This is a genomic window from Massilia sp. CF038 (assembly GCF_900129765.1).
In the GTDB taxonomy this organism is placed as follows: Bacteria; Pseudomonadota; Gammaproteobacteria; order Burkholderiales; family Burkholderiaceae_D; genus Telluria_A.
The window spans coordinates 1,201,229-1,223,624 of record NZ_FQWU01000002.1 but is presented as its reverse complement, the minus strand read 5'-3'; the positions used below and the strand labels follow the sequence as shown (position 1 = coordinate 1,223,624).

23 protein-coding genes are annotated in these 22,396 nt (G+C 62.4%); 15 read left to right on the top strand and 8 right to left on the bottom strand.

Going from position 1 to position 22,396, the window contains the following annotated elements; translation table 11 throughout:
* The first annotated feature begins 4 nt into the window (after window positions 1–4).
* On the top strand, window positions 5–1,705 hold the full coding sequence (locus tag BUC24_RS15890) for an MNIO family bufferin maturase (RefSeq protein ID WP_229448238.1): 1,701 nt from the start codon (window positions 5–7) through the stop codon (window positions 1,703–1,705).
* Window positions 1,702–2,163 carry a DoxX family protein gene (locus BUC24_RS15885; RefSeq protein WP_073218180.1) on the top strand — a complete coding sequence of 154 codons (462 nt, stop codon included), beginning with the start codon at window positions 1,702–1,704 and terminating at the stop codon, window positions 2,161–2,163. Before BUC24_RS15890 ends, BUC24_RS15885 begins: the two co-directional genes overlap by 4 nt.
* Window positions 2,164–2,171: 8 nt before the next feature.
* Here the strand turns inward: BUC24_RS15885 and BUC24_RS15880 are convergent, their stop codons facing one another.
* The 3 genes from BUC24_RS15880 to fumC form a co-directional block, all read right to left on the bottom strand.
* Window positions 2,172–2,456, bottom strand: coding sequence for a DUF883 family protein (locus tag BUC24_RS15880; protein WP_073218177.1), 285 nt, complete (start codon window positions 2,454–2,456; stop codon window positions 2,172–2,174).
* Between the two features lie 165 nt (window positions 2,457–2,621).
* A complete protein-coding gene (locus BUC24_RS15875) occupies window positions 2,622–2,837 on the bottom strand; it encodes an RNA-binding S4 domain-containing protein (protein ID WP_073218173.1) in 216 nt (71 codons plus the stop codon).
* A gap of 36 nt (window positions 2,838–2,873) precedes the next feature.
* Window positions 2,874–4,265, bottom strand: a complete 1,392-nt coding sequence (gene fumC / locus BUC24_RS15870) for a class II fumarate hydratase (RefSeq protein ID WP_073218170.1) — start codon at window positions 4,263–4,265, stop codon at window positions 2,874–2,876.
* A 116-nt stretch (window positions 4,266–4,381) separates the two neighbouring features.
* On the opposite strand from fumC, the gene BUC24_RS15865 reads away from it, so the two are divergent.
* Together BUC24_RS15865 and BUC24_RS15860 are read left to right on the top strand one after the other, a co-directional pair.
* On the top strand, window positions 4,382–5,497 hold the full coding sequence (locus BUC24_RS15865; RefSeq protein ID WP_073218167.1) for a type IV pilus assembly protein FimV: 1,116 nt from the start codon (window positions 4,382–4,384) through the stop codon (window positions 5,495–5,497).
* A 328-nt stretch (window positions 5,498–5,825) separates the two neighbouring features.
* Window positions 5,826–7,076 carry an aspartate aminotransferase type Ic gene (locus tag BUC24_RS15860; protein WP_267873484.1) on the top strand — a complete coding sequence of 417 codons (1,251 nt, stop codon included), beginning with the start codon at window positions 5,826–5,828 and terminating at the stop codon, window positions 7,074–7,076.
* Window positions 7,077–7,115: 39 nt separating this feature from the next.
* On the opposite strand, the gene BUC24_RS15855 is transcribed toward BUC24_RS15860, so the two are convergent.
* Window positions 7,116–7,391, bottom strand: a complete 276-nt coding sequence (locus tag BUC24_RS15855) for a flagellar protein FliT (RefSeq protein ID WP_073218161.1) — start codon at window positions 7,389–7,391, stop codon at window positions 7,116–7,118.
* Between the two features lie 117 nt (window positions 7,392–7,508).
* Complete coding sequence (locus tag BUC24_RS15850) at window positions 7,509–8,336, bottom strand: HDOD domain-containing protein (RefSeq protein WP_073218159.1); 828 nt, start codon at window positions 8,334–8,336, stop codon at window positions 7,509–7,511.
* A 195-nt stretch (window positions 8,337–8,531) separates the two neighbouring features.
* Between BUC24_RS15850 and BUC24_RS15845 the strand changes: the two genes are divergently transcribed.
* The 4 genes from BUC24_RS15845 (at window position 8,532) to BUC24_RS15830 (ending at window position 12,617) form a co-directional block, all read left to right on the top strand.
* On the top strand, window positions 8,532–11,150 hold the full coding sequence (locus BUC24_RS15845; protein ID WP_073218156.1) for a M1 family metallopeptidase: 2,619 nt from the start codon (window positions 8,532–8,534) through the stop codon (window positions 11,148–11,150).
* 30 nt (window positions 11,151–11,180) lie between these two features.
* Window positions 11,181–11,804: a class I SAM-dependent methyltransferase gene (locus BUC24_RS15840; protein ID WP_178372556.1), complete on the top strand. Its 624-nt coding sequence runs from the start codon at window positions 11,181–11,183 to the stop codon at window positions 11,802–11,804.
* 93 nt (window positions 11,805–11,897) lie between these two features.
* On the top strand, window positions 11,898–12,083 hold the full coding sequence (locus tag BUC24_RS15835) for a CsbD family protein (RefSeq protein WP_073218151.1): 186 nt from the start codon (window positions 11,898–11,900) through the stop codon (window positions 12,081–12,083).
* A 354-nt stretch (window positions 12,084–12,437) separates the two neighbouring features.
* Window positions 12,438–12,617: a CsbD family protein gene (locus BUC24_RS15830; protein ID WP_073218148.1), complete on the top strand. Its 180-nt coding sequence runs from the start codon at window positions 12,438–12,440 to the stop codon at window positions 12,615–12,617.
* 45 nt (window positions 12,618–12,662) lie between these two features.
* Here the strand turns inward: BUC24_RS15830 and BUC24_RS15825 are convergent, their stop codons facing one another.
* On the bottom strand, window positions 12,663–14,879 hold the full coding sequence (locus tag BUC24_RS15825; protein WP_073218145.1) for a S9 family peptidase: 2,217 nt from the start codon (window positions 14,877–14,879) through the stop codon (window positions 12,663–12,665).
* A gap of 142 nt (window positions 14,880–15,021) precedes the next feature.
* On the opposite strand from BUC24_RS15825, the gene BUC24_RS15820 reads away from it, so the two are divergent.
* Window positions 15,022–15,822: a hypothetical protein gene (locus BUC24_RS15820; RefSeq protein ID WP_073218143.1), complete on the top strand. Its 801-nt coding sequence runs from the start codon at window positions 15,022–15,024 to the stop codon at window positions 15,820–15,822.
* Here BUC24_RS15820 and BUC24_RS15815 read toward each other — a convergent pair.
* A complete protein-coding gene (locus BUC24_RS15815; RefSeq protein WP_073218141.1) occupies window positions 15,815–17,212 on the bottom strand; it encodes an MATE family efflux transporter in 1,398 nt (465 codons plus the stop codon). The genes BUC24_RS15820 and BUC24_RS15815 overlap by 8 nt on opposite strands.
* Window positions 17,213–17,367: 155 nt before the next feature.
* Between BUC24_RS15815 and BUC24_RS15810 the strand changes: the two genes are divergently transcribed.
* Complete coding sequence (locus BUC24_RS15810) at window positions 17,368–18,303, top strand: beta/gamma crystallin-related protein (RefSeq protein ID WP_073218138.1); 936 nt, start codon at window positions 17,368–17,370, stop codon at window positions 18,301–18,303.
* A 4-nt stretch (window positions 18,304–18,307) separates the two neighbouring features.
* Here the strand turns inward: BUC24_RS15810 and BUC24_RS15805 are convergent, their stop codons facing one another.
* Entirely contained in the window at window positions 18,308–19,210 is a 903-nt protein-coding gene (locus tag BUC24_RS15805) for a c-type cytochrome (protein WP_073218135.1), read from the bottom strand.
* Between the two features lie 95 nt (window positions 19,211–19,305).
* Between BUC24_RS15805 and BUC24_RS15800 the strand changes: the two genes are divergently transcribed.
* The 5 genes from BUC24_RS15800 to BUC24_RS15780 all read left to right on the top strand — a co-directional run bounded on the left by BUC24_RS15800 (window position 19,306) and on the right by BUC24_RS15780 (window position 22,392).
* Window positions 19,306–20,202 carry a DnaJ C-terminal domain-containing protein gene (locus tag BUC24_RS15800; RefSeq protein WP_073218132.1) on the top strand — a complete coding sequence of 299 codons (897 nt, stop codon included), beginning with the start codon at window positions 19,306–19,308 and terminating at the stop codon, window positions 20,200–20,202.
* 205 nt (window positions 20,203–20,407) lie between these two features.
* Window positions 20,408–20,998, top strand: coding sequence for a type 1 glutamine amidotransferase domain-containing protein (locus BUC24_RS15795; protein WP_073218129.1), 591 nt, complete (start codon window positions 20,408–20,410; stop codon window positions 20,996–20,998).
* 140 nt (window positions 20,999–21,138) lie between these two features.
* Window positions 21,139–21,426 (top strand): DUF378 domain-containing protein, encoded by a 288-nt coding sequence (locus tag BUC24_RS15790; RefSeq protein WP_073218127.1) that lies wholly within the window; start codon window positions 21,139–21,141, stop codon window positions 21,424–21,426.
* 122 nt (window positions 21,427–21,548) lie between these two features.
* Window positions 21,549–21,992 carry an acyl-CoA thioesterase gene (locus BUC24_RS15785; protein ID WP_073220192.1) on the top strand — a complete coding sequence of 148 codons (444 nt, stop codon included), beginning with the start codon at window positions 21,549–21,551 and terminating at the stop codon, window positions 21,990–21,992.
* 4 nt (window positions 21,993–21,996) lie between these two features.
* Window positions 21,997–22,392 (top strand): DUF488 domain-containing protein, encoded by a 396-nt coding sequence (locus BUC24_RS15780; RefSeq protein WP_073218123.1) that lies wholly within the window; start codon window positions 21,997–21,999, stop codon window positions 22,390–22,392.
* Window positions 22,393–22,396: the final 4 nt, after the last annotated feature.

Genomic DNA, 22,396 nt, shown 5'->3' with positions numbered 1-22,396 from the left:
CATCGTGTCTGCCTCGGTCGCCGTCCGCCCCGGCTCACTTCCCTTGATCGGGGTGGGCTTGCGGGCACCGCACTACCGCCAGTTTCTCGACCAGCGTCCCCAGGTCGACTGGCTCGAAGTTCATACTGAAAATTTTCTGGACCAGTCCGGCTGGGACTGGCACGTGCTGCAACAGCTGCGGCGCGACTATGCCATCAGCCTGCACGGCGTGGGCCTTGGCCTGGGCTCGGCGCGCGGCTTTTCACAATCCCATCTGCAACGTGTGGCAAGCCTGGTGCGCCAGGTCGAACCCATGCTGGTGTCCGAGCACCTGTGCTGGGGCGCGGTACACGACCGGCAACTCAATGATCTGCTGCCGCTGGCGCTGACCGAAGAAGCGCTGGCGCTGCTGTGCGAACGGGTGGAGCAGGTGCAGGAAGCCTTCGGTCGCACCATCCTGCTGGAAAACGTCTCCACCTATGTGCGTTTTCGCGCCGATGCGATGAGCGAGGCGCAATTTCTGGCGGCGCTGGCCAAGCGCACGGGCTGTGGCCTGCTGCTCGACGTGAACAACCTGTACGTCAATCAATGCAATCACGGCGAAGACGCGCTGGCGGCTCTGGCCGCGCTCGATCCTGCCAGCGTGGGCGAGATGCATCTGGCCGGACACCTGGTGACCCCGACCGCGGTCATCGACCACCATGGCGCCCCGGTGGACGAGCAGGTATGGGATTTGTATCGTGCCGCGCTGGCACGCTGCGGCCCGCGTCCGACGCTGATCGAATGGGATACCGACATCCCCGCGCTTGCGGTTTTGCTTGGCGAGGCGCACAAGGCCGCGGCAATTGCCCGCGAGGCGCTGCCGCCCATCACCCTGGTATCCGCGCCGCCGTCACTGGAATGCGCTGGCGCCAGCAGCAATGTGCTGGCCACGCTGCAGGCGCAGTTTTCCGATGCGCTATTCAACGCCACCAATGAAGCGGCCCTGCTGGCCCAGCTGCGCGACAGCGGTCCTGCCGGGGCCGAGCGCATCGCGCTTTACCGCGGCAACCTGAGCGGCACCTGGGGCAAAGTTCTGGGCGCAGCCTTCCCTGTGATCGTCCAACTGGTGGGTTCCGAGTTTTTCAGCGCCCTGGCGCGCGCTTTCGGCAAGGCCCATCCGTCGGACAGCCCCGATCTGAACCGCTTTGGCGCCCATTTCGCCGCCTTTCTGACTGGTTTCGAACACGTCGCCGAGCTGCCCTATCTGCCCGACATGGCACGCCTGGAGTGGGCCCTGCACCGCACCCATTACGCGCCTGAGGCAGCGGCACTGGACGCGCAAAGCCTGGCCGGCTTGTCACCCGAACAGTTCGAGGCTGCGCACTTTGCCCTGCATCCCGCAGCGACGCTGTTTGCCTCGCCCTGGAACGTGGTCGCGCTGTGGCAGGCACATCAAGGCAGCGACGCCGGCTTCCCGCAGGAGCTGGCGCTGGCCAGCCATGCCGTATTGGCACGGCCGCACTGGAAGAGCATCGTGCATCCCCTGACCGCGGCGCACTTTACGGCCCTGGTCCGCCTTGGGCAGGGCGATCCGATGGGCGCGGCGCTGGACGCGGCATTCGAGATTGACGAGCAGATCGATGTCAGCGCCTGGCTGCGCGACTGGGTCGCTCTCGGCCTGCTGACTGCACCAAACGATTACCCCAAACAAGCACAACAACAATTCACAACGGAGTCATCATGAATGCCATTCTGGGCGCAATCCGCACGACCTATCGCTACGATGAACTGATCACCGCCTGGGGCGGCTCGCTACTGAACCTGGCGATCCGGCTTTACGTAGGCTGGGTGTTCTTCAATTCCGGCCTGATCAAGATTGCCGACTGGGACAGCACAGTCGCCCTGTTTACCGACGAGTACAAGACGCCCTTGCTGTCGCCCGAAGTGGCCGCTGTCATGGGCGCCATGGGCGAGTTGGCGTTGCCGGTGTTTCTGTTTGTGGGCTTGCTGTCGCGACCGGCTGCGCTGGGCCTGTTTGTGGTCAATCTGATGGCGGTGATTTCGTACCCGCAGCTGTTCACCTTTGACTGCCCGGCCGCGATCAATGATCACCGCTACTGGGGCATCCTGCTGCTGGTGCTGGTGGCGTTTGGACCGGGAAAATTGTCCCTCGATGCGTGGATCAGGCGCCGCAGCGCCTGACCGGCACGCTACTTGAAGGCGCGCATGATGCGCGCTTCGCCGCTCAGGTCGGCATGTTCGATGTTGGCTGCCTGGGTGGCAGCCATCATGCGAACCAGTTTTGCATCTTCGAAGCGCGCCAGTTCCTCGGTGGCGGCATTCAAGGCCAGTGCCAGCTTGGCGCGGGCGTTCTGGTACAACACACTGGTGTATTGATCGGTGTTCTTCAGTAATTCCTCGGCATTTTCAATGACGAGGCGCAGGTCGCCAATCAATCGTTCCTGCGTTTGCGGGGTTTGCTCCGGGCTATCCATGGCGGCCACCTTCAACCGGTTGGTAACGTCTTCGAATATAAACAAGCAAGAATTTCGGCGTTTGTCTCGGCGCAAAAAAACGGGACAGGCACCACCGCCGTCCCTCTCAGCTTATTTTATTATTGCTGAAATGCAAGATAAATCTTGTATCTCAGGCGATCGTTATTAGCCGTTCACACTGATCCGCACATCGCCCACGCTGACCGTCTGGCCAGCGCGGATTTTTGCTGTCTTGCGCAATTCCTTTTTACCATCGACCGACACCACGCCGCTGGCCACCATGTTCTTGCCAGCGCCGCCGCTGTCGCACAGGCCCACCAGCTTGAGCAGCTGATTGAGTTCAACGAATTCGCCGGCGAGGTCGAATGATAATTTTTGCATTTTATTCCTGGTTGTAGGGAGGGGTCGCGCGCCAGTTTACAGCCCCGGCCGCGTCATGGCCAGCGGATCGATCCACTTGGCAAACTCCTGCTCCGTCACAAAGCCCAGTGCCAGGGCCGCCTGCTTGAGCGTGCTGCCGTCGTGCTGGGCTTTCTTGGCAATGGTGGCCGCCTTGTCGTAGCCGATATGGGGTGCCAGCGCCGTGACCAGCATCAGCGAGCGCTCCATCAGTTCGGCAATCCGTTCGCGGTTGGGGGTAATGCCCTGGGCGCAATGGTGGTCGAAGGAATGCATGCCGTCGGCCAGCAGGCGTGCGCTTTGCAGGAAATTGTGCGCAATCATGGGCTTGAACACGTTCAGCTCGAAATTGCCCGAGGCCGCGCCCACGGTGATGGCGGTATCGTTGCCGAACACCTGGCAGCACAGCATGGTCAGCGCTTCGCATTGCGTGGGATTGACCTTGCCGGGCATGATCGAGCTGCCCGGTTCGTTTTCGGGGATGGCGATTTCACCCAGGCCCGAACGGGGGCCGGAGGCCATCCAGCGCACGTCGTTCGCAATTTTCATGAGCGCCGTCGCCAGCGTCTTGAGGGCGCCGTGGGCACCGACCAGCGCATCATGGCCGGCCAGGGCGGCGAACTTGTTGGGTGCTGTTTTGAACGACAAGCCCGTGCGCGAACCGATTTCGGCGGCGATGCGGGCGGCAAAGTCGGGATGCGCATTCAAACCGGTGCCCACGGCAGTGCCGCCGGCAGCCAGATGCAGCAGACCGGGCAGGGTGGCGCGGATCGCATGCTCTGCATACTCGAGCTGGGCCACGTAGCCGGAAAACTCCTGTCCCAGCGTCAGGGGGGTGGCATCCTGCAAGTGGGTGCGGCCGATCTTGACGATGTCGGCAAAGTCGCGCATCTTGATGGTGAGGGTGCCGCGCAGCTTGGCCAGCGCCGGCAGCACATGCTGCACCACGGCCGCCGCGGCCGCCACGTGCATGGCAGTGGGGAAGATGTCGTTCGAGGACTGCCCCATGTTCACATGGTCGTTCGGGTGCAGCAGGCGGCCCTCGCCGCGCACGCCGCCCAGCAGTTCGGAGGCGCGGTTGGCCAGCACTTCGTTCATGTTCATATTGCTTTGGGTGCCAGAGCCGGTCTGCCACACCGCCAGGGGAAACTCGTCGGGGTGGCGGCCCTCCAGCACTTCGTCGGCGGCGCGCAGGATGGCGTCAGCCTTGTCTGCCGGCAGCAGGCCAAGCGAGCGGTTCACGGCAGCGGCAGCGCGCTTGACCTGTGCCAGCGCGGCCACCAGTTCGGGCGCCATCCGTTCGCTGGAAATGGCAAAGTGCTGCAAGGAACGTTGGGTCTGGGCGCCCCACAGGCGCTCGGCAGGCACGTCAATGGGGCCGAAACTGTCTTTCTCGCTTCTGGTTTCCATAGCAGAATCCTATTTTGTCGTTCGCAGGGATTAAAGAGTTTACTCCAATGTGCGTTAATAGCTGCAGAGGCAGCATTTCCTGTGCCACCCTACCTGACCTTGCCTGATTGATGCCTATGCGCAGCCGCCGTTTTGCCAGCTTGTCCCGATTTGTTAGCAGCGCGCTGCTGGCCGCGGTGTGTCAGTGGAGCGGCGCGGCCGAATTGGGCGATGCCGCCGTGTCTTCTTATATAGGACAGCCGCTGGCGGCCGAAATTGAGCTGACGGGGCTGGCCGACCCTGGCGCGGTGGTCACCGTGCGCAATGCCAGCATGGATGTGTACAAGGGCGCCAATATCGCCATCAGTCCGGTCCTGCCCACGTTGTCGCTGAACGTGGTGCGGCGCGACAATCGCCAATTCCTGCGCCTGAGCTCGACCCGCGCGGTGGATGCCGGCTATCTGCATTTGTTCCTGGAACTGAGCGAAGGCGGCAAGGCCAACGTGCGCGGCACCACCTTGTGGCTGAGTCCCGATCCGGCACCAAAACCGCCGCCTGCCCCAGTGGTGGCACGCCCCGTGACTGTGCCCGTGCCGGCGCCGCCTGTGAGTGCGCCCGCGCGCCCGATGCCGGCGCCTGCGCTCACCGTGCCAGCGCCAGTCCCGCAGCCGCCCCCCGTGGCGCGCGACAGCGAACCGCCCCGCAAGCCGGTGCGCGAAATCACGCTCACTGGCAAGCCGGCATCTGCCTGCACCCAGAACGAAGAGCAGGTCAAGGCCTGCGCTGCGACCGAGTACAAGAATGGTTTGCTCAGTGCCCAGGTGGTTGAGCTGGAAGAAAAAGTGCGCCAGCTGCAGATGGTGATCGACGCCAATGCCGCGAGTGCTGCGACGGCCAGTGGCGCCAGTGCCAGCAGCGCGTCGGCCCATGCGGCCGGCAGCGCCGACGCCAGTGCGGTGGCCAACGCGGCTGCCGCGGCCGCCTCCGCCTCTGCGCACAAGCCGGCCATTCCGCCGCCACCGCCCAAGCCGTCGAAGCCAGCAAAACATGAGGGGGAGGGCGTGCCGTGGCTGCTGATTGGCGGGGGCATTGGTGCGCTGGTGCTGCTGGGTGGCGTGGGCTGGTTCCTGATGAAACGGCGCAAGCAGGCGGCGCCCGCCACTGGATCATTCATGAGCCGGCTTGCCGGGCGCTTCAAAGGAAAGGCGAAATCCGCACCGGAAGCGGCCGCACCCGACGCCGATTCGGCCTGATATTAAAAAAATATTGTTTTTTTGATTGCAAACGCACGAACTCGTCTACACAACTCGAAAAACTGCGCTATACTTGTTTCGCGGTCATGAGTGGCCGCAAAAGACGGAGCAAGGATCTGGCGCAGCCACCAACGATAGCGTGGCGCGACAAGCAGATGAACGTTGAAGAAACGCCTGCTCCGGAAGCAGTCTGAACGCCAACAGTGTGCTGACAGACGCCGGTTGCAACCGGCACGAGGCGACACCAGGAGATACCTGGTGTTCGCTCTCCCGAATTCCCCCCCCCCAAAAAAAAGCCAGCGTCCAGCGCAATACCTGCCCTGAGGCTATACTTGTCCGTGGTCCCACCTCGGAAAGTACCCACATGACACAGGCAGTTGCAGAGCATTACCAGGCATTCAAACAACGCGGACTCAAGCTCGACATGTCACGCGGCAAACCCGCTCCCGAACAACTTGATCTTTCCGACGCCCTGATGGGGCCGTTAGCGTCGTACGCCGCTGACGACGGCACCGATTGCCGTAACTACGGCCTGGGGGTGGGCCTGCCGGAAGCACGTGCCTTGTTTGGCGCCTTGCTGGGCGTGCCCCCCGCGCAAGTGGTGGTCGACAGCAGTGCCAGCCTGTCGCTGATGCACGACGTGATTGTCTATGCCCTGCTCAACGGGGTGCCAGGGGGCACACCCTGGGTGACCCAGCAACCGGTCAGCTTCCTGTGCCCGGTTCCGGGCTACGATCGCCACTTCTCCATTTGTGAAGCGCGCGGCATCAAGATGATCAGCGTACCGCTGGGTGAAGACGGTCCGGATATGGATCTGGTCGAGCGCCTGGTCGCCGCCGATGCCAGCATCAAAGGCATGTGGTGCGTGCCGAAATACAGCAACCCGTCCGGCGCCGTGTATGCGGACGCCGTGATTGCCCGCCTGGCACAGATGCCCACTGCCGCCCCGGATTTTCGCTTGATGTGGGACGATGCCTACCGTTTCCACCATCTTGGCGATAACAAGACGGAGATTGCGGACGTTCTGGCCGCGTGCGCGGCAGCGGGCAATCCTGACCGTGCCATCGTGTTTGCGTCGACTTCCAAGGTCAGCTGGGCCGGTTCTGGGATCGCGGCACTGGCCGCCTCGCCGGCCAACATCGCGTGGTGGACCAAGCACGCCGGGGTGCGCAGCATCGGACCGGACAAGATCAACCAGCTGCGCCACGTACGCTATCTCAAGGATCCAGCGACCGTGGCCGCGCTGATGGAAGGGCACCGGTCCCTGCTGGCGCCGAAGTTCGACGCCGTTCAACAGCAGTTCGCCGAACTTCTGGGCGATGTGCCAGGCGTTTCCTGGACCCGTCCGGCTGGTGGCTACTTTATCGATCTGGTGACCCCGCCTGGGGCGGCCAAGCGCACCATCGCGCTGGCGAAAGAGGCTGGCATCACCCTGACGCCGGCAGGCGCCGCCTATCCCTATGGCGTCGATCCGGAAGACAGTCATATCCGCATTGCACCGAGCTACCCTTCGCTGAGCGAGATTGCCCTGGCGGCGCAAGGAATTGCCTTGTCGCTCAAGCTGGCGCTGGCGACGTAAAAAAAGCGCCCTCGGGCGCTTTTGCTTGGCGGGTGACGCTTAGTGCGTCGCCATGACTTTCGACAGTTCCCACGGCTCGGTCACGGCGCGGATCGCGCGATCGTTGGCCATGATTTGCTTGAGCAGATCGATCTTGCGCATGCGCGGGGCCGCTTCCAGCGCCGGCACGCCGTGCGCGGCTGCAGCCGAGTGGCGCGCGCATTCGACTTCCATTGCAGCCAGGCTCTGCATGTCGCCTGCTTGCGCGGCGTTGGCCATTTTGCCAGTCAAAACGGCAATATTTTCGTACATCGCGAGGACTTCGTTGGAGGTCATGTGCTCACCCGGCCATTATTTGATCGATGGATTACTGCTTGTCCACCTGGTAACGGTCGGGAAAACGGAAACTTTAGGGATTTCTGGAAACTTTTTAAAAAGAAATTCGAAGATTGTCTAATGAATAAGTTCCTCCAGCCCGGCGCTCAGCTGCGACAGGCTGGGCATTTCCTCCAGCAATTCGTTCGGGGCCAGACCCAGGCCGGCGGCGACGTTCAGCGGCAGGCTCGCCGCGGTGTCCTCGGCATTGAGTCCCAGCTCATCGGCCCTGGCGCGCCACACCGCAAGGTGCACCACCGCGGCCATGCGTCCAGGGGCGGGAACGGCCGGCGGGGCAGGGAAGTCGCGGATGGTATCCGGGAAAATATCGGGGAACTTCCAGCGCGTGGCCAGCTCCGCGCCTACGTCACTGAATTGAAAACCGAAAGCGGCTTGTTCGGCTGCCAGGCGGCCTGGTTCGTAGGGCCCGACTGTTTTATCAAGTTCCTGTGCCTCGGCCGGCATCCCGGCGTGGACCACAAGCTGACCGATGGCATGCATCATGCCAATCGTAAAAGCCAGGTCGGTATTCACGCCCACTTTTTTTGCTATCCATTTTGCACTGACTGCTGCGTGCAGGCTGTAGCGCCAGAAACGCTTCAGGTCCAGTCCCGGCACGGTCTTGAAGCCACCGACCAGGCCGGAGCTGATCACCAGCGTGCGCACCGTGACAAAACCGAGCATGCGAACTGCATCCTCGACATTGCCGATCCGGCGTGACACATGGTAGTAGGCGGAGTTGGCCAGGCGCAGCAGCTTGGCTGCCAGCACCGGGTCAAGCGAGACTTTGCGGGCAATGTCTTCCACCGCGACGTCGGGATCTTCAAAGCTGCTGATGAGTTCGTCGACCACCTTGGGCGCAGTCGGCAGGGCATTCGGGTTTTGCAGCAAGCTTTCCAGCGTCATTGCGGTCTCCTTATAAAGTGCCCCCTGGGCAAGAGTGACTATATAGCGATTTCTTTCTGCACGCCACTTTCCGCCATGCAGAAAAACAGCGTGGTTTCGCACTTGACGCGCCGCTTCCTGCAGTTCATCGCAATCTTGCACGCGAAGCTTGTTGCTTTGATAAAGTGCATGCTGGGGAAAGTTTTGAGATTGCACATGAAATTATCGTTTGTCCGGCCCGTGATTGCCGCCTTGTTCAGCCTTGCCGCCCTCGCCGCGCACGCCGAGGCGCCGTTTTCGTTTGCCGATACGCCGGGCAAGCTGCCCAAGGATGTGGTGCCCTTGCAATATGCCGCGCACTTGCGGCCCGATCTGGCCGCCCGTACCTTCTATGGATCTGAAACCGTCGAGATCGAGGTGCTGACGGCCACCACGCGCATCATGCTCAACGCCGCTGCCTTGCAGATCGACAGTGCCAGCCTCGCGGGCAAGGACATTCCAGTGCGCAAACTGGCGCCAGTCGCTGACGAGGCTGCTCAAACCGTCACCTTCCGCCTGGACCAGCCGCTGCTGCCAGGGCGCTATCAGCTCACGCTCAAATTTCACGGCACCATCAACCGCGAAGCGCGCGGTTTGTTCCATTTGGAATACCAGGCCGGCAAGACCGAAAAGACCATGCTGGTGACCAATCTGGCGCCCAGCGATGCGCGCCGCTTGCTGCCCACCTGGGACGAGCCCGCCTTCCGCGCCGCCTTCAAACTGACGGTGGACTTGCCGCTCAACTTCAAGGCTTACTCCAATACGCCGGTGGAAAAGCAGGAAAAAATCGGCGGCGGCCTGCAGCGCCTGTCGTTTGGCCTGACACCGCGCATGCCCAGTTATTTGCTGGTGCTGGTGGCCGGGGAACTGGAGCGCAGTGCCGTCAAGCAGGACGGTATCGAAATCGGCGTGGTCACCACGGCCGGCAAGCAGCCTCAGGCAGCGTTTGCCCTGGGCACCAGCAAGGACTTGCTGCGCTACTACCATACCTATTTCGGGCAGCCCTATGCCTTGCCCAAGCTCGACCAAATTGCCGTGCCCGGCGGCTTTAATGGCGCAATGGAAAACTGGGGTGGCATTGTCTATCACGAGACCACCTTGCTGGTCGACCCCAGGACCAGCCCGGAAAGCATGCGCAAGCAATCCTTTATCTTCAATGCGCATGAGGTGTCGCATCAGTGGTTCGGCAATCTGGTGACCATGGCGTGGTGGGACAACCTGTGGCTCAACGAGGGTTTTGCGTCGTGGATGGAAACCAAGGCCAGCGAGCACTTCCACCCTGAGTGGCGCGCCGCGCTCGACAGCCAGGGCGCGCGCGATACCGTCATGGAATTCGATGCGCGCAAGACCACGCGCGCGCTGCAATCGAAGGTCGAGACCGAGGACGAGGCAGCCGATGCCTTCGACGATATTCCCTATGTCAAGGGGGAAGCCCTGGTGCGCATGCTGGAAGCCTGGCTGGGCGAAGATGCCTTCCGCAACGGCATGCGCAGCTACATGGCCAGCCATCGCATGGGCAATACCACGGGTGCCGATTTGTGGGCCGCGCTGGAAAAAGCCTCCGGCAAACCGGTGACCGCGCTGGCGCTGGACTGGACCATGCAGCCTGGCTACCCCTTGCTCAAGGTGGAGCAAGCCTGCGAGCAGGGCCGGCGCCGCATCACGCTCAGCCAGGAACAGTACTGGCTCGACGAACAGCCAGCGACCCCACGTCAGTGGCAAGTGCCGCTGCAACTGGGCATTGTGGGCGGCAAGGCGGTGCAGGCCATGCTCGATGGCCCGTCCAGTACCGTGATTCTGCCGGGCTGCGAAGGTACGCTGGTGGTGGACCCGAACGGGGTTGGCTATTTCCGCGTTCAGTACGATAGCGCCTCGTTTGCTGCGCTGAGCGCGCGTAGTGCCGACTTGAGCGACAGCACCCGGCTACGTCTGCTGAGTGACACCTGGAGCCAGGCGCAGGCGGGCCGCCAGCCACTGAGTGCCTGGCTCACGCTGGCGGGCAACTACCGCGGCGAGAATCGCGCTGCCGTGTGGCGGGCGCTGGCGTCGCAGCTGCGCTCGCTCGATGATCTGATGGCCGGCACGCCCGAGCAGGAAGCCGTGCGCCGCTTTACCCGCGATCTGGCGCGGCCTGCCTTCGACCGCCTTGGCTGGGACGAGAAAATGGGCGAGTCGGTCGACCAGCGTGCACTGCGCCCCCTGCTGGCGGGGCTGCTGATCCATGCGGCCGACCAGACGGTGCTGGCGCAGGCGCGCGCCCGATCCAGCACCACCGCGCCGCCGTCCATGCGCGCTGTTCTCACCCTGGCCCAGGGCTTGTATGCGGATGTGGCCACGTATGACCGGCTGCTGGCACGCCTGATGCAGTCCGACAGCGCCGAAGAGCGCGATGAGCTGGCCGATGCGCTGTGCAGCGCGACCGATCCGGTGCTGGCGGCGCGTACGCTGGCATTGTCAATGTCGGACCTGCTGCCAGCGCAGATCACCTCGCTGCTGGTGGGGCAGGTGGCGCGTGCCGGCCATGCCGCACTGGCCTGGAATTTTGCCATCGAACGCAGCGCGGCCTTGCTGAACGACCAGGAAGCACTGGGGCGCAATGCCTTCTTCCCCAGCCTGGTCGGCCGCTCGTTTGACGCGGCCCAGGCCGACATGATGGAAGCCTGGGTCGGCCAGCATATGGGGCCCGGTGCCATGGGCGAAGCGCGCAAGGTGGGCAACGAGATTCGCACCCGTGCGCTGCAGCGCCAGCGCCTGTTGCCGCAAGTGCTGCCGGCCCTGGCAGCACCGGCTGCATAGGGCGCCGGCCTGTGTTAGCCTGTGCGCATTATGACAGACGACACCGACGACATCGCCCGCCGCACGCTCGATTACTACAATCGGCATGCGCTGCAATTTTTTAACGGCACCATCGATCACGATGTCAGCCAGAACATCACCGCCTTGCTCGACGCGCTGCCGGCCCCGGGACCGTTGACGATCCTCGATCTCGGTTGCGGCCCGGGCCGCGATCTGAAGCAGTTCAGCAGCATGGGCCATCGCGCAATCGGCCTGGACGGGGCCGGAGAATTTGCCAGCATGGCGCGCAGTTATTCCGGCTGCGAAGTGTGGCAGCAGGATTTGCTGCACCTGGATTTGCCGCCGGCGCTGTTTGACGGTGTGTTTGCCAATGCCGTGCTGTTCCATGTGCCCAGCAAGCTGCTGCCCGGCGTGCTCGCGCAATTGCACGCCACCATCAAACCAGGCGGGGCCTTGTTTACATCCAATCCGCGCGGCAACAATGAAGAGGGCTGGAACGGGCCGCGCTACGGCAGTTACTACGATTACGCCACGTGGGAGCAATACCTGCTGGCAGCTGGCTTTTCCGCGCTGCATCACTATTACCGCCCCGCCAATCTGCCGCGTGAACAGCAGCCCTGGCTGGCCAGTGTCTGGCGCAAGCCTGTGCGTTAAGTGGCGAACAGAAGAGCTTGGCGAATCGTCCTATTGTGAACCCGTCGCAAGCATTGCGGCCCGCAGTCCCACTCACTTTATGAGGTACTCGTCATGAACAAAGACCAAGTCAAGGGTAAAGCCAAAGATATCGGCGGCAAGATTCAGGAAGAAGTAGGCAAGGCTGTCGGCAGCAGCGAGCAGCAAGCCAAAGGCCTGTCCAAGCAAGTCGAAGGCAAGGTGCAGGAAAAATATGGCGATGCCAAGGAAGAAATCGTCAAGGATCGCGGCAACCGCTGATCCCGCTCGTGTTACGAAGCGCCCCGCACGCCCCACCAGGCGCGCGGGGCGTTTTGTTTTGGTGGGCTGTACGATTGGTACGCATGTTAGTTGGCAGATTAGCACCCACATCGTCCTCGCGAAGGCGGGGACCCATGGCACGTTAACAGCACCACTTAGCATGCGTGCTATGGGTCCCCGCCTCCGCGAAGACGATGTTGGTCAGGTTTGTACGTAGCGCGCGCAGCACCTTTTCTGTTACCAGCCTTATTGCTGAGTTATGTGCGAGTCCGTACAGATGAGTTTCCGATGACACCTTATTCTGGCTTCACGACATGCCAATTCCAGTGCATGTGCATTTTTCAGGAGCTCACCATGAACAAAGACCAAATCAACGGCAAACTGCAAGACATCGGCGGCAAAATTCAGGAAGAGGCTGGCAAGCTGGTCGGCAATCCTGACCAGCAGGTCAAGGGCCTGCAAAACCAGGTCGAAGGCAAAACCCAGGAAAAACTGGGCGACCTGAAAGAAGCCGTCAAGGATGCGGTCAACTGATCTGCACCACGCTAAAAAAATGGCCGCGAACTTCGCGGCCATTTTTTATTTGTCGTCGCTTTTCAGATGCTTGCGGAAGAAGCTGTCAATCAGCCCGTACACATGGCGTTGTCCCGCACGCGACGAAATGCCGTGCTTGGCGCCCGGATAAGTCATCAGGTCGAACTGCACATTGCGGTTGACCAACTGCTCGATCAGGCGCGTGGTGTTGGTGAACAGGACGTTATCGTCGGCCATGCCATGCACCAGCAGCAGTGGCGACTTGAGTCCGTCGATGTGAGCGAACACGCCACTGTCCTTGTAGGCTTGCGGGTTGCCTTGCGGCGTAGCGCCCACATAGCGTTCGGTGTAGTGCGTGTCATACAAGGCCCAGTCGGTCACCGGCGCCACCGACACGCCCGCCGCGATCTTGTTCGACGCAGCCGACAGCAGGCGCAGCGACATGAAACCGCCGTAGCTCCAGCCGAACACGCCGATCTTTTTCGGGTCCACGAACTGCTGCTTTGCCAGCCAGTCGATGCCGGTGACCTGGTCTTCCACCTCGCGCTTGCCCAGGCTCAGATAGGTGGCATCGGTGAACTTGCGTTCGCGCCGGAATGAACCGCGGTTGTCCAGCCTGAACACCACGTAGCCCTGCTGCGCCATGTACTGGTCAAAAAGATTGCCCCATTTGCGCTGCACGTGCTGGGCGTGCGGCCCGCCGTAGGTCGACAGGTAGACCGGGTAGCGCTTGGCCGCATCGAAGCCGGCTGGCTTGATGATGGAGTAGTGCAGGGTCTGGCCATCGTTGGCGGCCATGGTGCCGTATTCCGTCTTGATATGTTCCGGCAGGTACGGTGCATACGGGTGGCCCGGGGCCACCTTGTTCTCGAGCAGATAGTCGACCAGCGTGCCATCCGGCTTGCGGATCGCCACTTGTGGCGGCGTCGATGGGTCGGACCAGGTGTCGACGAACACGGCGCCATTGCGCGCAAAGGCCGAGTCGTGCCAGCCGTCGGCCTTGGTCACGCGCACCGGCTTGTCGGCGCTGCTGCCGTCCAGGGGCAGCCAGTAGGTCTGCTTGTCGACCACGGCGTCGCGGTTCGATGCAACGTACACGCGGCCCGCTTCTTCGTCCACGGCCAGTACATTGTCGATGCCCCATTCGCCACGCGACACGGTGTGCAGCAGCTTGCCGTTAAGGTCGTACAGATACAAGTGATTGCGCCCGCTGCGCTCGGACGACCACAGGAAGGCCGCGCGTTTTTTCAGGAAGCGCAGGTCGTCGTGAATCATCACGTAGGTGGGCGAAGTTTCGCTCAAGACCGTGCGCTGCGCCAGGCTGGCTGCGTCCACCGCAATCAGGTCCAGTTTTTTCTGGTCGCGCGTTTGCACCTGGTACAGCAGCTGCTTGCTGTCGCTGCTCCAGTCAGCCCGCACCAGGTAAATGTCGCGGTTGGCGCCCAGCTCGACCTTGCGCGGCGTGCCGCCTGCGGTTGGCACGATCAGCAAGTCGACCAGTACGTTCGGGTCGCCCGCAGCGGGATAGCGCTGGTCGACCACGGTGGTGTGGTCGGCAAAAATCTCGGTGCGTTTCACCACGGGCACCGGTGCCTCATCGTAGCGCTTGTAGGCAATGGCTGATTCGTCCGGCGCCCAGTAGTAGCCGGTGCGCTGGCCCATTTCTTCCTGCGCCACGAATTCGGCTTCGCCGTTGAAGACGGTGCCGCCGCCATCATTGGTGAGCTGCTTTTCGGTGCCGGTTTTCAGGTCGATCACGAACAGGTTCTGCTTGCGCAGGAACGACAGGTAATGCCCGCGCGGGGAGATTTTCGGGTCGGCCACGTTGCCGCTGGCGACCTTGCGCGCAGCATCGGGCTTGGCCACGTCGACCAGGTACAGGTCGCCGGCAATTGGCACCAGCAGCTGCTTGCCATCGGGCGACCAGCTGTAGCCGAGGATGCCGGTAAAGCTGGCGGTACGGGCCCGTTCGCGCCGCGCCTGTTCTTCGGGCGACAGCACCTCGTTGGGCACCAGCTTCTTGGAGTCGACCAGCAAGCGCGAGGTCTTGTCCTTCATGTTGTATTCCCACAGGTCCAGCTGGAACTGGTTGTCGCTGCGGCCGCGCAGGAAGGTCACGCGGGCGCCGTCGGGCGACACCAGCAAATTGCGCATGGCCGGTCCCGCCAGCGCCGGGTCGGCGTGGATACGGTCCAGTGTCAGGCGCTCCGCGGTAGCGGGCGCACTCGATAATGCGGCAAGGAGGCAGAGCATAAAACGCATTGTAGTCTCTTGTTGTAGTTGATCGGCACCAGCGCGAGACGATACCAGAGTCGGATTGTGCACGCTGTAAATATTGTAAAAATATTATGACTTTTGCTGCAATCGGCTCTACAATCGCGCTTTTCCTTCTACTGCCATTGCCATGACCAAGATTTTCTTCCTTCCCTTGCTGGCGCTGGCCACGCTCACCGGCTGCGACAAGCCGGTAACGCAGGCGACAGCCACGACTGCACCAGCAAAACCGGGTGCGCACGCTGGCGAAAGCTGGGAGCTGGTGACGCTGCAGCGTTCCGATCCCGTCAACTGGGGTGTACGCACGAGGAAGGTGTCATACGATATGTGTGTCGGCCTGGCGGAACTGAAAAAAATCCCGGTTCAACCTTTTCCAACCGTGCCCGATGACTTTGAAGACGAAAAGGTGACACGCATTACCAACGGCGTCTCTACCGTGGTGGTGACGGAAACCAGCGGCGGGATCGAGGGCCCCGATATCGAAGGCAGCGGCGATTGCAAGATGACTGTCACAACCACACGCAGCAAGGTCGTGAGCGTTTCGCACGCTGGCAAAACGACCCAGATCGTTGACGGTGTGGTGGAAGAAGTGACTGACAACCCGCCTTGGCCGGCCTACGCGCCGCGCGGCAAGAGCACGGCCGACTATACCGTCGCACGCACCGTCAATGGTGTGCAACTGCGCTGCTGGCCGGACAAATTCTGGCTGCTCAACACCAACACGCGGCTCGATGCGCGAGAGATGTGCGTGTACCACCTCGACAATGTCATGGTCGACGAATCGGGCGACCCGGTCACCGCGCGCTCGCATGTGTGGGTCGATATCGCCGGACCAGCAATGAAGCACATGGTCAAGATGGAGCCTGTGTCCATGCGCCGGATCGGGCCTTCCGAGAAGGACCCATACCAGGTCTCGACCTGGCTCAAGTAAGCGCTGACTTCACGCGCTGGCGCGACAGCCGCGCCAGCGACCAGCTCAGCAGCAGCGCAGCAATCGTCAAGCCAACCACCAGGCCAATCCAGAAACCCATGGCGGCCATCGGCTGCGCCGGCGCCCAGGGGAACCAGGCCGGCGCACGCCCCAGCACATAGCCGAGCGGCAGCGCAAAGCCCCAGAATGCCAGTAGCTGGATCAGCATGGGCGATCGTGTGACCTTGTAGCCGCGAATGGCAGACGACGTGGCCACCTGGGCTGCATCCGACAACTGGAACAGGGCCGCCAGCAGCAGCAACTGCACACACAGCGTCTGCACTGCCAGGTCGGACGTATAGGCGCGCGCGATCTCCCAGCGGAACAGCACGATGAACAGTGCCGACAGCACCGCGAACGCGAGCGACATGCCCAGCCCGACAAAGGCGGCAAAACGGGCCCGCTGCGGATTGCCTTCACCGAGCGCCTGGCCCACGCGCGTGATCAAGCCGACCCCAAAACTGAGCGGCACCATGAACACCAGCGACGAAAAATTGAGCGCGATCTGGCTGGCCGACACTTCCACCACGCCGTAACGCGCCACCAGCAAACTGACCGCACCAAAGGCGCTGACCTCGGCAAAATAGGTCACACCAATGGGCACGCCCAGACGCAACATGCTGGCGATCTCGGACCAGTTGGGCCACTCCCAGTGGGTAAAGGGATAGGTGGCGTGGTACACCGGCGCGTAACGAATCCAGCCAATCATGGCAAACAGCATCAGCCACATGCCAATGGCCGTGGCCACGGCGCAGCCGACCGCACCCAGCTTTGGAAAGCCCCAGTTACCAAACACCAGGAGCCAGTTGATGGCCACGTTCAGCAGCAAGCCAAAAATGGCAATCACCATCACGGGCTTGGTCTGGTTGATGCTGATGGTGTAGCCGTACAGCGCGCGGTAGCAGGCAAAGGCCGGCATGCCGATGCTGATGGCATGCACGAACATGGAGGCGTTGGCATTGACGGCCGGTTCCAGGCCGATATGGTCGAACACCAGCGTGGCCAGGTTGGCCAGCAGGCAGAACACCAGGCCCACGCCCAAGCCCTTCCACAGCGCCTGACGTACCGAATGGGGGATGGTATCGAACTGGCCAGCGCCCATCTCATGCGCGACGATCGGGTTAATCGCCATCATGATGCCCATCACGGTCACCAGCACGATCGACCAGACCGAGGCGCCCAGCGAGACGGCGGCCAGCTCGGCGGCGCTCACGTGGCCGGTCATGGCCACGTCGGCCACGCCCATGCCCACGGTGGCCAACTGGCCCACCAGCATCGGCCACGACAGGCGCCACAGGGCGGTCATTTCGGAGCGGATGGTGTGGGAAGGTGGGGCGAGGGCGGTGGACATGGTGGGTTTGTTCCTGGGCAAACAGCGATTCTACGCACGATTGCCCAAGCCCGTCATCTTGTTCTAGTGGTGTAGGAAATTGTTACAAGGCCATCTACTAAAATTTCGGCGCAGGCATCACAATACCAACTCCAACCACTTTTCGATTGCATGTCATGTTCAAGCGCCGCCTCCACCTTGCCCTGTTCCTGTCCCTTAGCTGGCTCGCCCAAGCGAGCGCCAGCGCCGGCGAACTGACTCTATATGCACGCGAAGGCATGGATGGCCGCGAGGTAACGTTGCGCGGACCCGTGCGCAACTTTAACGAGATCGGCTTTAACGACCGTGCTTCCAGCATGGTGGTCCATTCGGGCCGCTGGGAAGTATGCCAGCATGCCGATTTTGCCGGGGATTGCCGCATCGTCGGTCCTGGCGAATACCCGACCCTTTATAGCCTCGGCAACAACATTTCATCGGTACGTGAAGTGCAGGGCCGCCACGACGGTCGCGATGAACGGCGTGAGGAACGCCGGGAAGAACGTCGCGAAGAACGCCGCGGCGATGCCGGTGCGCCAGTGCTGCTGTTTGACGCAACCAATATGCGTGGCCGCGAGCTGCCCGTGCGTGGCGACGTCAACTCGCTGGTGAATATGGGTTTCAACGATGCGACCCAGTCGATCGTGATCACCCAAGGTAATTGGGAGTTCTGCGAACACGAGAACTTTGGCGGCGCTTGCCGCGTGTTCGGGCCGGGCGAATATGGCAATCTGGAGCGCACCTTCCATCGTTCGATTACGTCGATGCGCCGGGTACGTGACGGTGGCCGCGGCGAGGGCCGCGGTGACGATCGCGGCCATGGCGGGCGCGACGGTGTCGAACTGTTCTCCACCGCCGGTTTTGGCGGCGACCGCATCACGGTGCGTGACGAGGTGCGCAGTCTGGTCAATGCCAATTTCAACGACCGCGCCGGTTCGCTGATCGTCTACAGCGGCCAGTGGGAATTCTGCCAGCACGCCGAATTCCGCGGCCAGTGCGTGACCTTTGGCCCGGGCCGCTATGACCGTCTGGGCGGCCTGAACAATCAGATTTCGTCGGTACGGCGCGTACGCTGATGGCTCAGCGCTGTCCCGCGCGGCGCGCGGGCAGCGCTTGCAGATAGGCGTGCAGGGCAAATACATCCACTTCGTTCATCTGCCGCAGTGAGCCGAATGGCATTACGCTGCTGATGGCGCTGCCGTCCGGGCGCAGCCCGCTGCGCAGCATGGCCATGAAGCTTTGCGGACTGGGATAGCGCACCATCGCGCTGCCTTCGCCTGGCGTCAGGTTCGCGGGCGCCGGCCACTCGGGCGGCGCACCAGGAATTCTTCCCCCACTCATGTGTTCTCCGTGGCAGCCCATGCAGCTGCGCGCAACGTAGCCGCCATGGGCCAGGTTCACGGCTGGCGCCACGGGCGGCTGCGGGGCCAGTGAATGGTCAATCAGTTCGGCTGCGTCCCTGACCACGCCGGCGGCGTACAGCACCTTCACTTTGCGCGGCAGCTGGACCAGGGCGCGCGTGCCTGCTACGGGCGGCAACTGCCGCACGTAGGCAATGATGGAGGCCAGATCGTTATCGCTCAGGCGGTTGTAGTCTTCGCTGGGCATGATCATGACCGGCCGGCCGTTTGGCTTGACGCCATGGCGCAGCGTGCGCACCCAGTCGCGTTCACGGTAGGCAGCGGTGGCGCTGCTGGCGCCGCTGGTGATATTCGGCGAGGCAACCAGCATACGGCCGCTGCGGATCACTTCCTGGCCGGCGCCACTGGCGCCGTGACAGTCGGCGCAGCCGCGCGTGGCGAACAGATAGCGGCCTTGCTGCAACGAGACGCCGCCGGGCGTGGTTTGCAGCGCTGCCGGCTCAATGGCGATCACGCGCTGCATTTTTCGTTCGCCCATGATCTGGCCAACCCACGCAGTCAATGCCAGTGCCAAAGCCAGCGTGAGCATGGCCCACATGGTGCGGCGCAGCCAGCGTGTCATGGTAGCCGCTCCGTGTGGGCATGCTTGCCGGAAGCGTGCGCTCTGTACCAGGTCCCCACAGTACGATGACAGTCACCGTTCGCGGAGGACCGCTCGTGGAATACAAGGATTACTATCAGACGCTGGGCGTAAAAAAGGATGCCTCGGCCGATGACATCAAAAAGGCGTATCGCAAGCTGGTGCGCAAATACCATCCGGACGTCAGCAAGGCCAAGGATGCGGACCAGAAAACCAAGGAAATCAACGAGGCCTACGCGGTACTGGGTGACGCTGAAAAACGCGCCGCCTACGATGCGCTCGGCAGCAATATGCATGCGGGCCAGCCGTTCCAGCCACCGCCGGACTGGGGCGGCGGCGACTTCGGCGGTTTTGGCGGCGCTTCTGCCGAGGACGTGTTTGCCGACTTGTTCGCCCATGTGGGGCGGCGCGGCCGGGCGCGCGGCGGCTTTGCCATGCGGGGCGAAGACGTGCACGCCAGCATGGCCATCGATTTGCAGGACAGCTACCGCGGCGCGCATCACATGGTCAGTCTGCGCACGCAGGAGCGCGAGCGCAGTATTGAGGTGCAGATCCCCAAGGGAATTTTGCCAGGGCAGCAGATCCGTTTGCCGGGTCAGGGGCAGGACGGGGTCCATGGCGGCCCGCCCGGCGACCTGGTGCTTGAAGTGAGCTTCCGCCCCGATCCGCATTACCGGGTCGAGGGGCGCCATGTGTTTCGCGATCTGGCGGTGGCACCCTGGGAGGCGGCGCTGGGCGCGCACATTGATGTGCCCACCCCGGCTGGCCAGGTCGAAGTGGCCGTGCCGCCCGGATCGCAGCCGGGCCGCAAGCTGCGCCTGAAAGGGCGCGGCATTCCCGGGCAGCCGCCAGGCGACCTGTATCTGGTGCTGGAGGTGGTCTTGCCCCCGGCCAGCAGTGCACGCGCGCGCGAGCTGTATCAAGCCATGGCGCGCGATCTTGCCTTCAATCCCAGGGCGGGCGCAGGCAGGTAACGGAAGGACGGGCATCGGAATCTCCTGACACGGACGATAACGATGACTATGCTACTGACCCGCCGGACGGGATTGAGGCATCGCAATCCTTGCTGACAATACCTGTATTTACAGACAGTGTTTCCTTTGCTCAAGGCCGCGCCATTTTCCGCTTGTTCCTTCTAGACTTCGAACGATCACCAGTCAAAACGTATAAGGAGAAACCATGGAAACGAACAATGGAACCGCATTGAAAGGCAAGCGCATCGCTGTGCTGATGACCGATGGCGTGGAGCAAATCGAGTACACCGCCCCGCGCACGTTTCTGGAGGAGCATGGCGCGCAGGTGACGCTGCTGTCGCCCAAAGAGAAGGGCGAGCAGGTGCAAGGCTTCAATCATGCCGACAAGGCTGACAGCTTTGAGGTTGAGCTCAATGTCAAACAGGCCGATCCGCGCGCTTACGACGCACTGGTGCTGCCCGGTGGCGTATCGAATCCCGACCAGCTGCGCATGAGTCCTGAATCAATTGACTTCATCCGCAGCTTTGCCAGCCAGGACAAGCCGATTGCCGCCATCTGCCATGGTCCCTGGACCTTGATCGATGCAGGCGTGGCCAACACGCGCCACCTGACCAGCTGGCCCAGCCTGCAAACGGATTTGCGCAACGCGGGCGCTGAATGGAGCGACGATGAAGTCGTCATCGACGGCAAGCTCATCACCAGCCGCAAGCCGGACGATCTGCCTGCCTTCAACAATGCCTTGATGCAGACCATGCTGGTCAACCCGATTGACGCCGATATCGGACCGAGTTCCTAAGCCAGTTGCTGTGGCGAGCAAACTTGCGCGCCTTTGCGCTGTCGTAGTAGATGTCCGGTTCTGTCTCGCAGGCGAGCCGGCACATCGGTGCGCTGCCGCGGGCAGTGCTTCACAGCGCAAGGCAAACCAAGGAGGTAGTCATGGCAACGATAAACGCGCCTGCATCCGAACGCAGGCATATTCTGGACCGCCGCACAACCGGCGCAAGCCTGAGCAAGGGCAAACTCAACGCGCTCGACTGGGTGGCCATGGTGCTGCTCATTGTGGGCGGGCTGAACTGGGGCAGTGTGGGTCTGGCCAACATCGATCTGGTGGCAAGCCTGTTCGGCACGCAAACGCCGCTCTCGCGCATTGTGTATGTGCTGGTGGGCTTGTCGGCGCTGTATTCCATTTACACCAGCAGCAAGATGGCCGCATCCAGGCGCTAGCGTCGGCCATGCACCGCGCATGACAGCCGCAAGCTGATCATGCGCGGGCTTTTCTTTGCCGGCAAAGCCTGCGCAATTGCGGTACAGTTCCCGCTTGCACAATGCTGCCAAAGGAAGCCGCGATGTACGAACAAACACTGGTTGCCGGCTGGGGCGACATGGACTTCAACGCCCATATGCGCAACACCGCCTATCTCGATAAATCTGCCGATGTGCGCATGATGTATTTTGCGTCCTGCGGTTTTCCCATGTCCGAATTCATGCGCTTGCGTCTGGGGCCGGTGGTGATGAAAGATGAAGTCGAGTATTTTCGCGAATTCCAGCTGCTTGATCCAGTGCGCATCACCATGAGTCTGGCAGGCCTGTCCGACGATGGCAGCCGCATGCGTCTGCGCAATGATTTTTACCGCAAGGACGTTCTGGCCGCGCGCGTGACCTCCACCGCGGGCTGGTTCGATCTGAATGCGCGCAAGCTGGTGTGTCCGCCGGAACACCTGCTGGTGCACTTGCAGGCGCTGGCGCATGCCGATGACTTCGTCGCTCTGCCCAACAGCAGCCGCGCGTAAGGCCATGGCGGTCAGCATCGTGCGTCTGGGTTCGCCGCGCAGTGCGCACGAAGGGCTGCGCATCGGCACCGTGCGGCGGCCACCGCGCGGGGTTCCCAAAGCGGAATTTGCCAGCCGCGATTATTACGATGTCTGGCTGCCGAACCTGGCGCCAAGTGCTCCCTTGATGGCCGAGGGCAGGGCGGCCGTCAGCGCGGCCGAGTGGCAGCATTTTGCCAGCGCGTATCGCAAGGAAATGAATGCGCCCGAGGCGGCGCATGTGATCAGCACGCTGGCGGCCTTGTCGCACACCAGCGCGTTTTCAGTGGGGTGTTATTGCGAGGACGAGGCACACTGCCATCGCAGCATCTTGCGCCAGCTGTTGCTGGAGAGCGGCGCCGATGTGGCTGGCGCCGTCTGATGGG

Coding starts and splice junctions, on each gene's coding strand:
- fumC (WP_073218170.1), bottom strand. CDS start 4,265: ATGGAAACCAGAAGCGAGAAAGACAGTTTCGGCCCCATTGACGTGCCT.
- BUC24_RS15850 (WP_073218159.1), bottom strand. CDS start 8,336: ATGACGCTGGAAAGCTTGCTGCAAAACCCGAATGCCCTGCCGACTGCG.
- BUC24_RS15865 (WP_073218167.1), top strand. CDS start 4,382: ATGCGCAGCCGCCGTTTTGCCAGCTTGTCCCGATTTGTTAGCAGCGCG.
- BUC24_RS15780 (WP_073218123.1), top strand. CDS start 21,997: ATGGCGGTCAGCATCGTGCGTCTGGGTTCGCCGCGCAGTGCGCACGAA.
- BUC24_RS15820 (WP_073218143.1), top strand. CDS start 15,022: ATGACCAAGATTTTCTTCCTTCCCTTGCTGGCGCTGGCCACGCTCACC.
- BUC24_RS15880 (WP_073218177.1), bottom strand. CDS start 2,456: ATGGATAGCCCGGAGCAAACCCCGCAAACGCAGGAACGATTGATTGGC.
- BUC24_RS15830 (WP_073218148.1), top strand. CDS start 12,438: ATGAACAAAGACCAAATCAACGGCAAACTGCAAGACATCGGCGGCAAA.
- BUC24_RS15840 (WP_178372556.1), top strand. CDS start 11,181: ATGACAGACGACACCGACGACATCGCCCGCCGCACGCTCGATTACTAC.
- BUC24_RS15790 (WP_073218127.1), top strand. CDS start 21,139: ATGGCAACGATAAACGCGCCTGCATCCGAACGCAGGCATATTCTGGAC.
- BUC24_RS15815 (WP_073218141.1), bottom strand. CDS start 17,212: ATGTCCACCGCCCTCGCCCCACCTTCCCACACCATCCGCTCCGAAATG.
- BUC24_RS15810 (WP_073218138.1), top strand. CDS start 17,368: ATGTTCAAGCGCCGCCTCCACCTTGCCCTGTTCCTGTCCCTTAGCTGG.
- BUC24_RS15875 (WP_073218173.1), bottom strand. CDS start 2,837: ATGCAAAAATTATCATTCGACCTCGCCGGCGAATTCGTTGAACTCAAT.
- BUC24_RS15785 (WP_073220192.1), top strand. CDS start 21,549: ATGTACGAACAAACACTGGTTGCCGGCTGGGGCGACATGGACTTCAAC.
- BUC24_RS15855 (WP_073218161.1), bottom strand. CDS start 7,391: ATGACCTCCAACGAAGTCCTCGCGATGTACGAAAATATTGCCGTTTTG.
- BUC24_RS15835 (WP_073218151.1), top strand. CDS start 11,898: ATGAACAAAGACCAAGTCAAGGGTAAAGCCAAAGATATCGGCGGCAAG.
- BUC24_RS15795 (WP_073218129.1), top strand. CDS start 20,408: ATGGAAACGAACAATGGAACCGCATTGAAAGGCAAGCGCATCGCTGTG.
- BUC24_RS15885 (WP_073218180.1), top strand. CDS start 1,702: ATGAATGCCATTCTGGGCGCAATCCGCACGACCTATCGCTACGATGAA.
- BUC24_RS15805 (WP_073218135.1), bottom strand. CDS start 19,210: ATGACACGCTGGCTGCGCCGCACCATGTGGGCCATGCTCACGCTGGCT.
- BUC24_RS15825 (WP_073218145.1), bottom strand. CDS start 14,879: ATGCGTTTTATGCTCTGCCTCCTTGCCGCATTATCGAGTGCGCCCGCT.
- BUC24_RS15845 (WP_073218156.1), top strand. CDS start 8,532: ATGAAATTATCGTTTGTCCGGCCCGTGATTGCCGCCTTGTTCAGCCTT.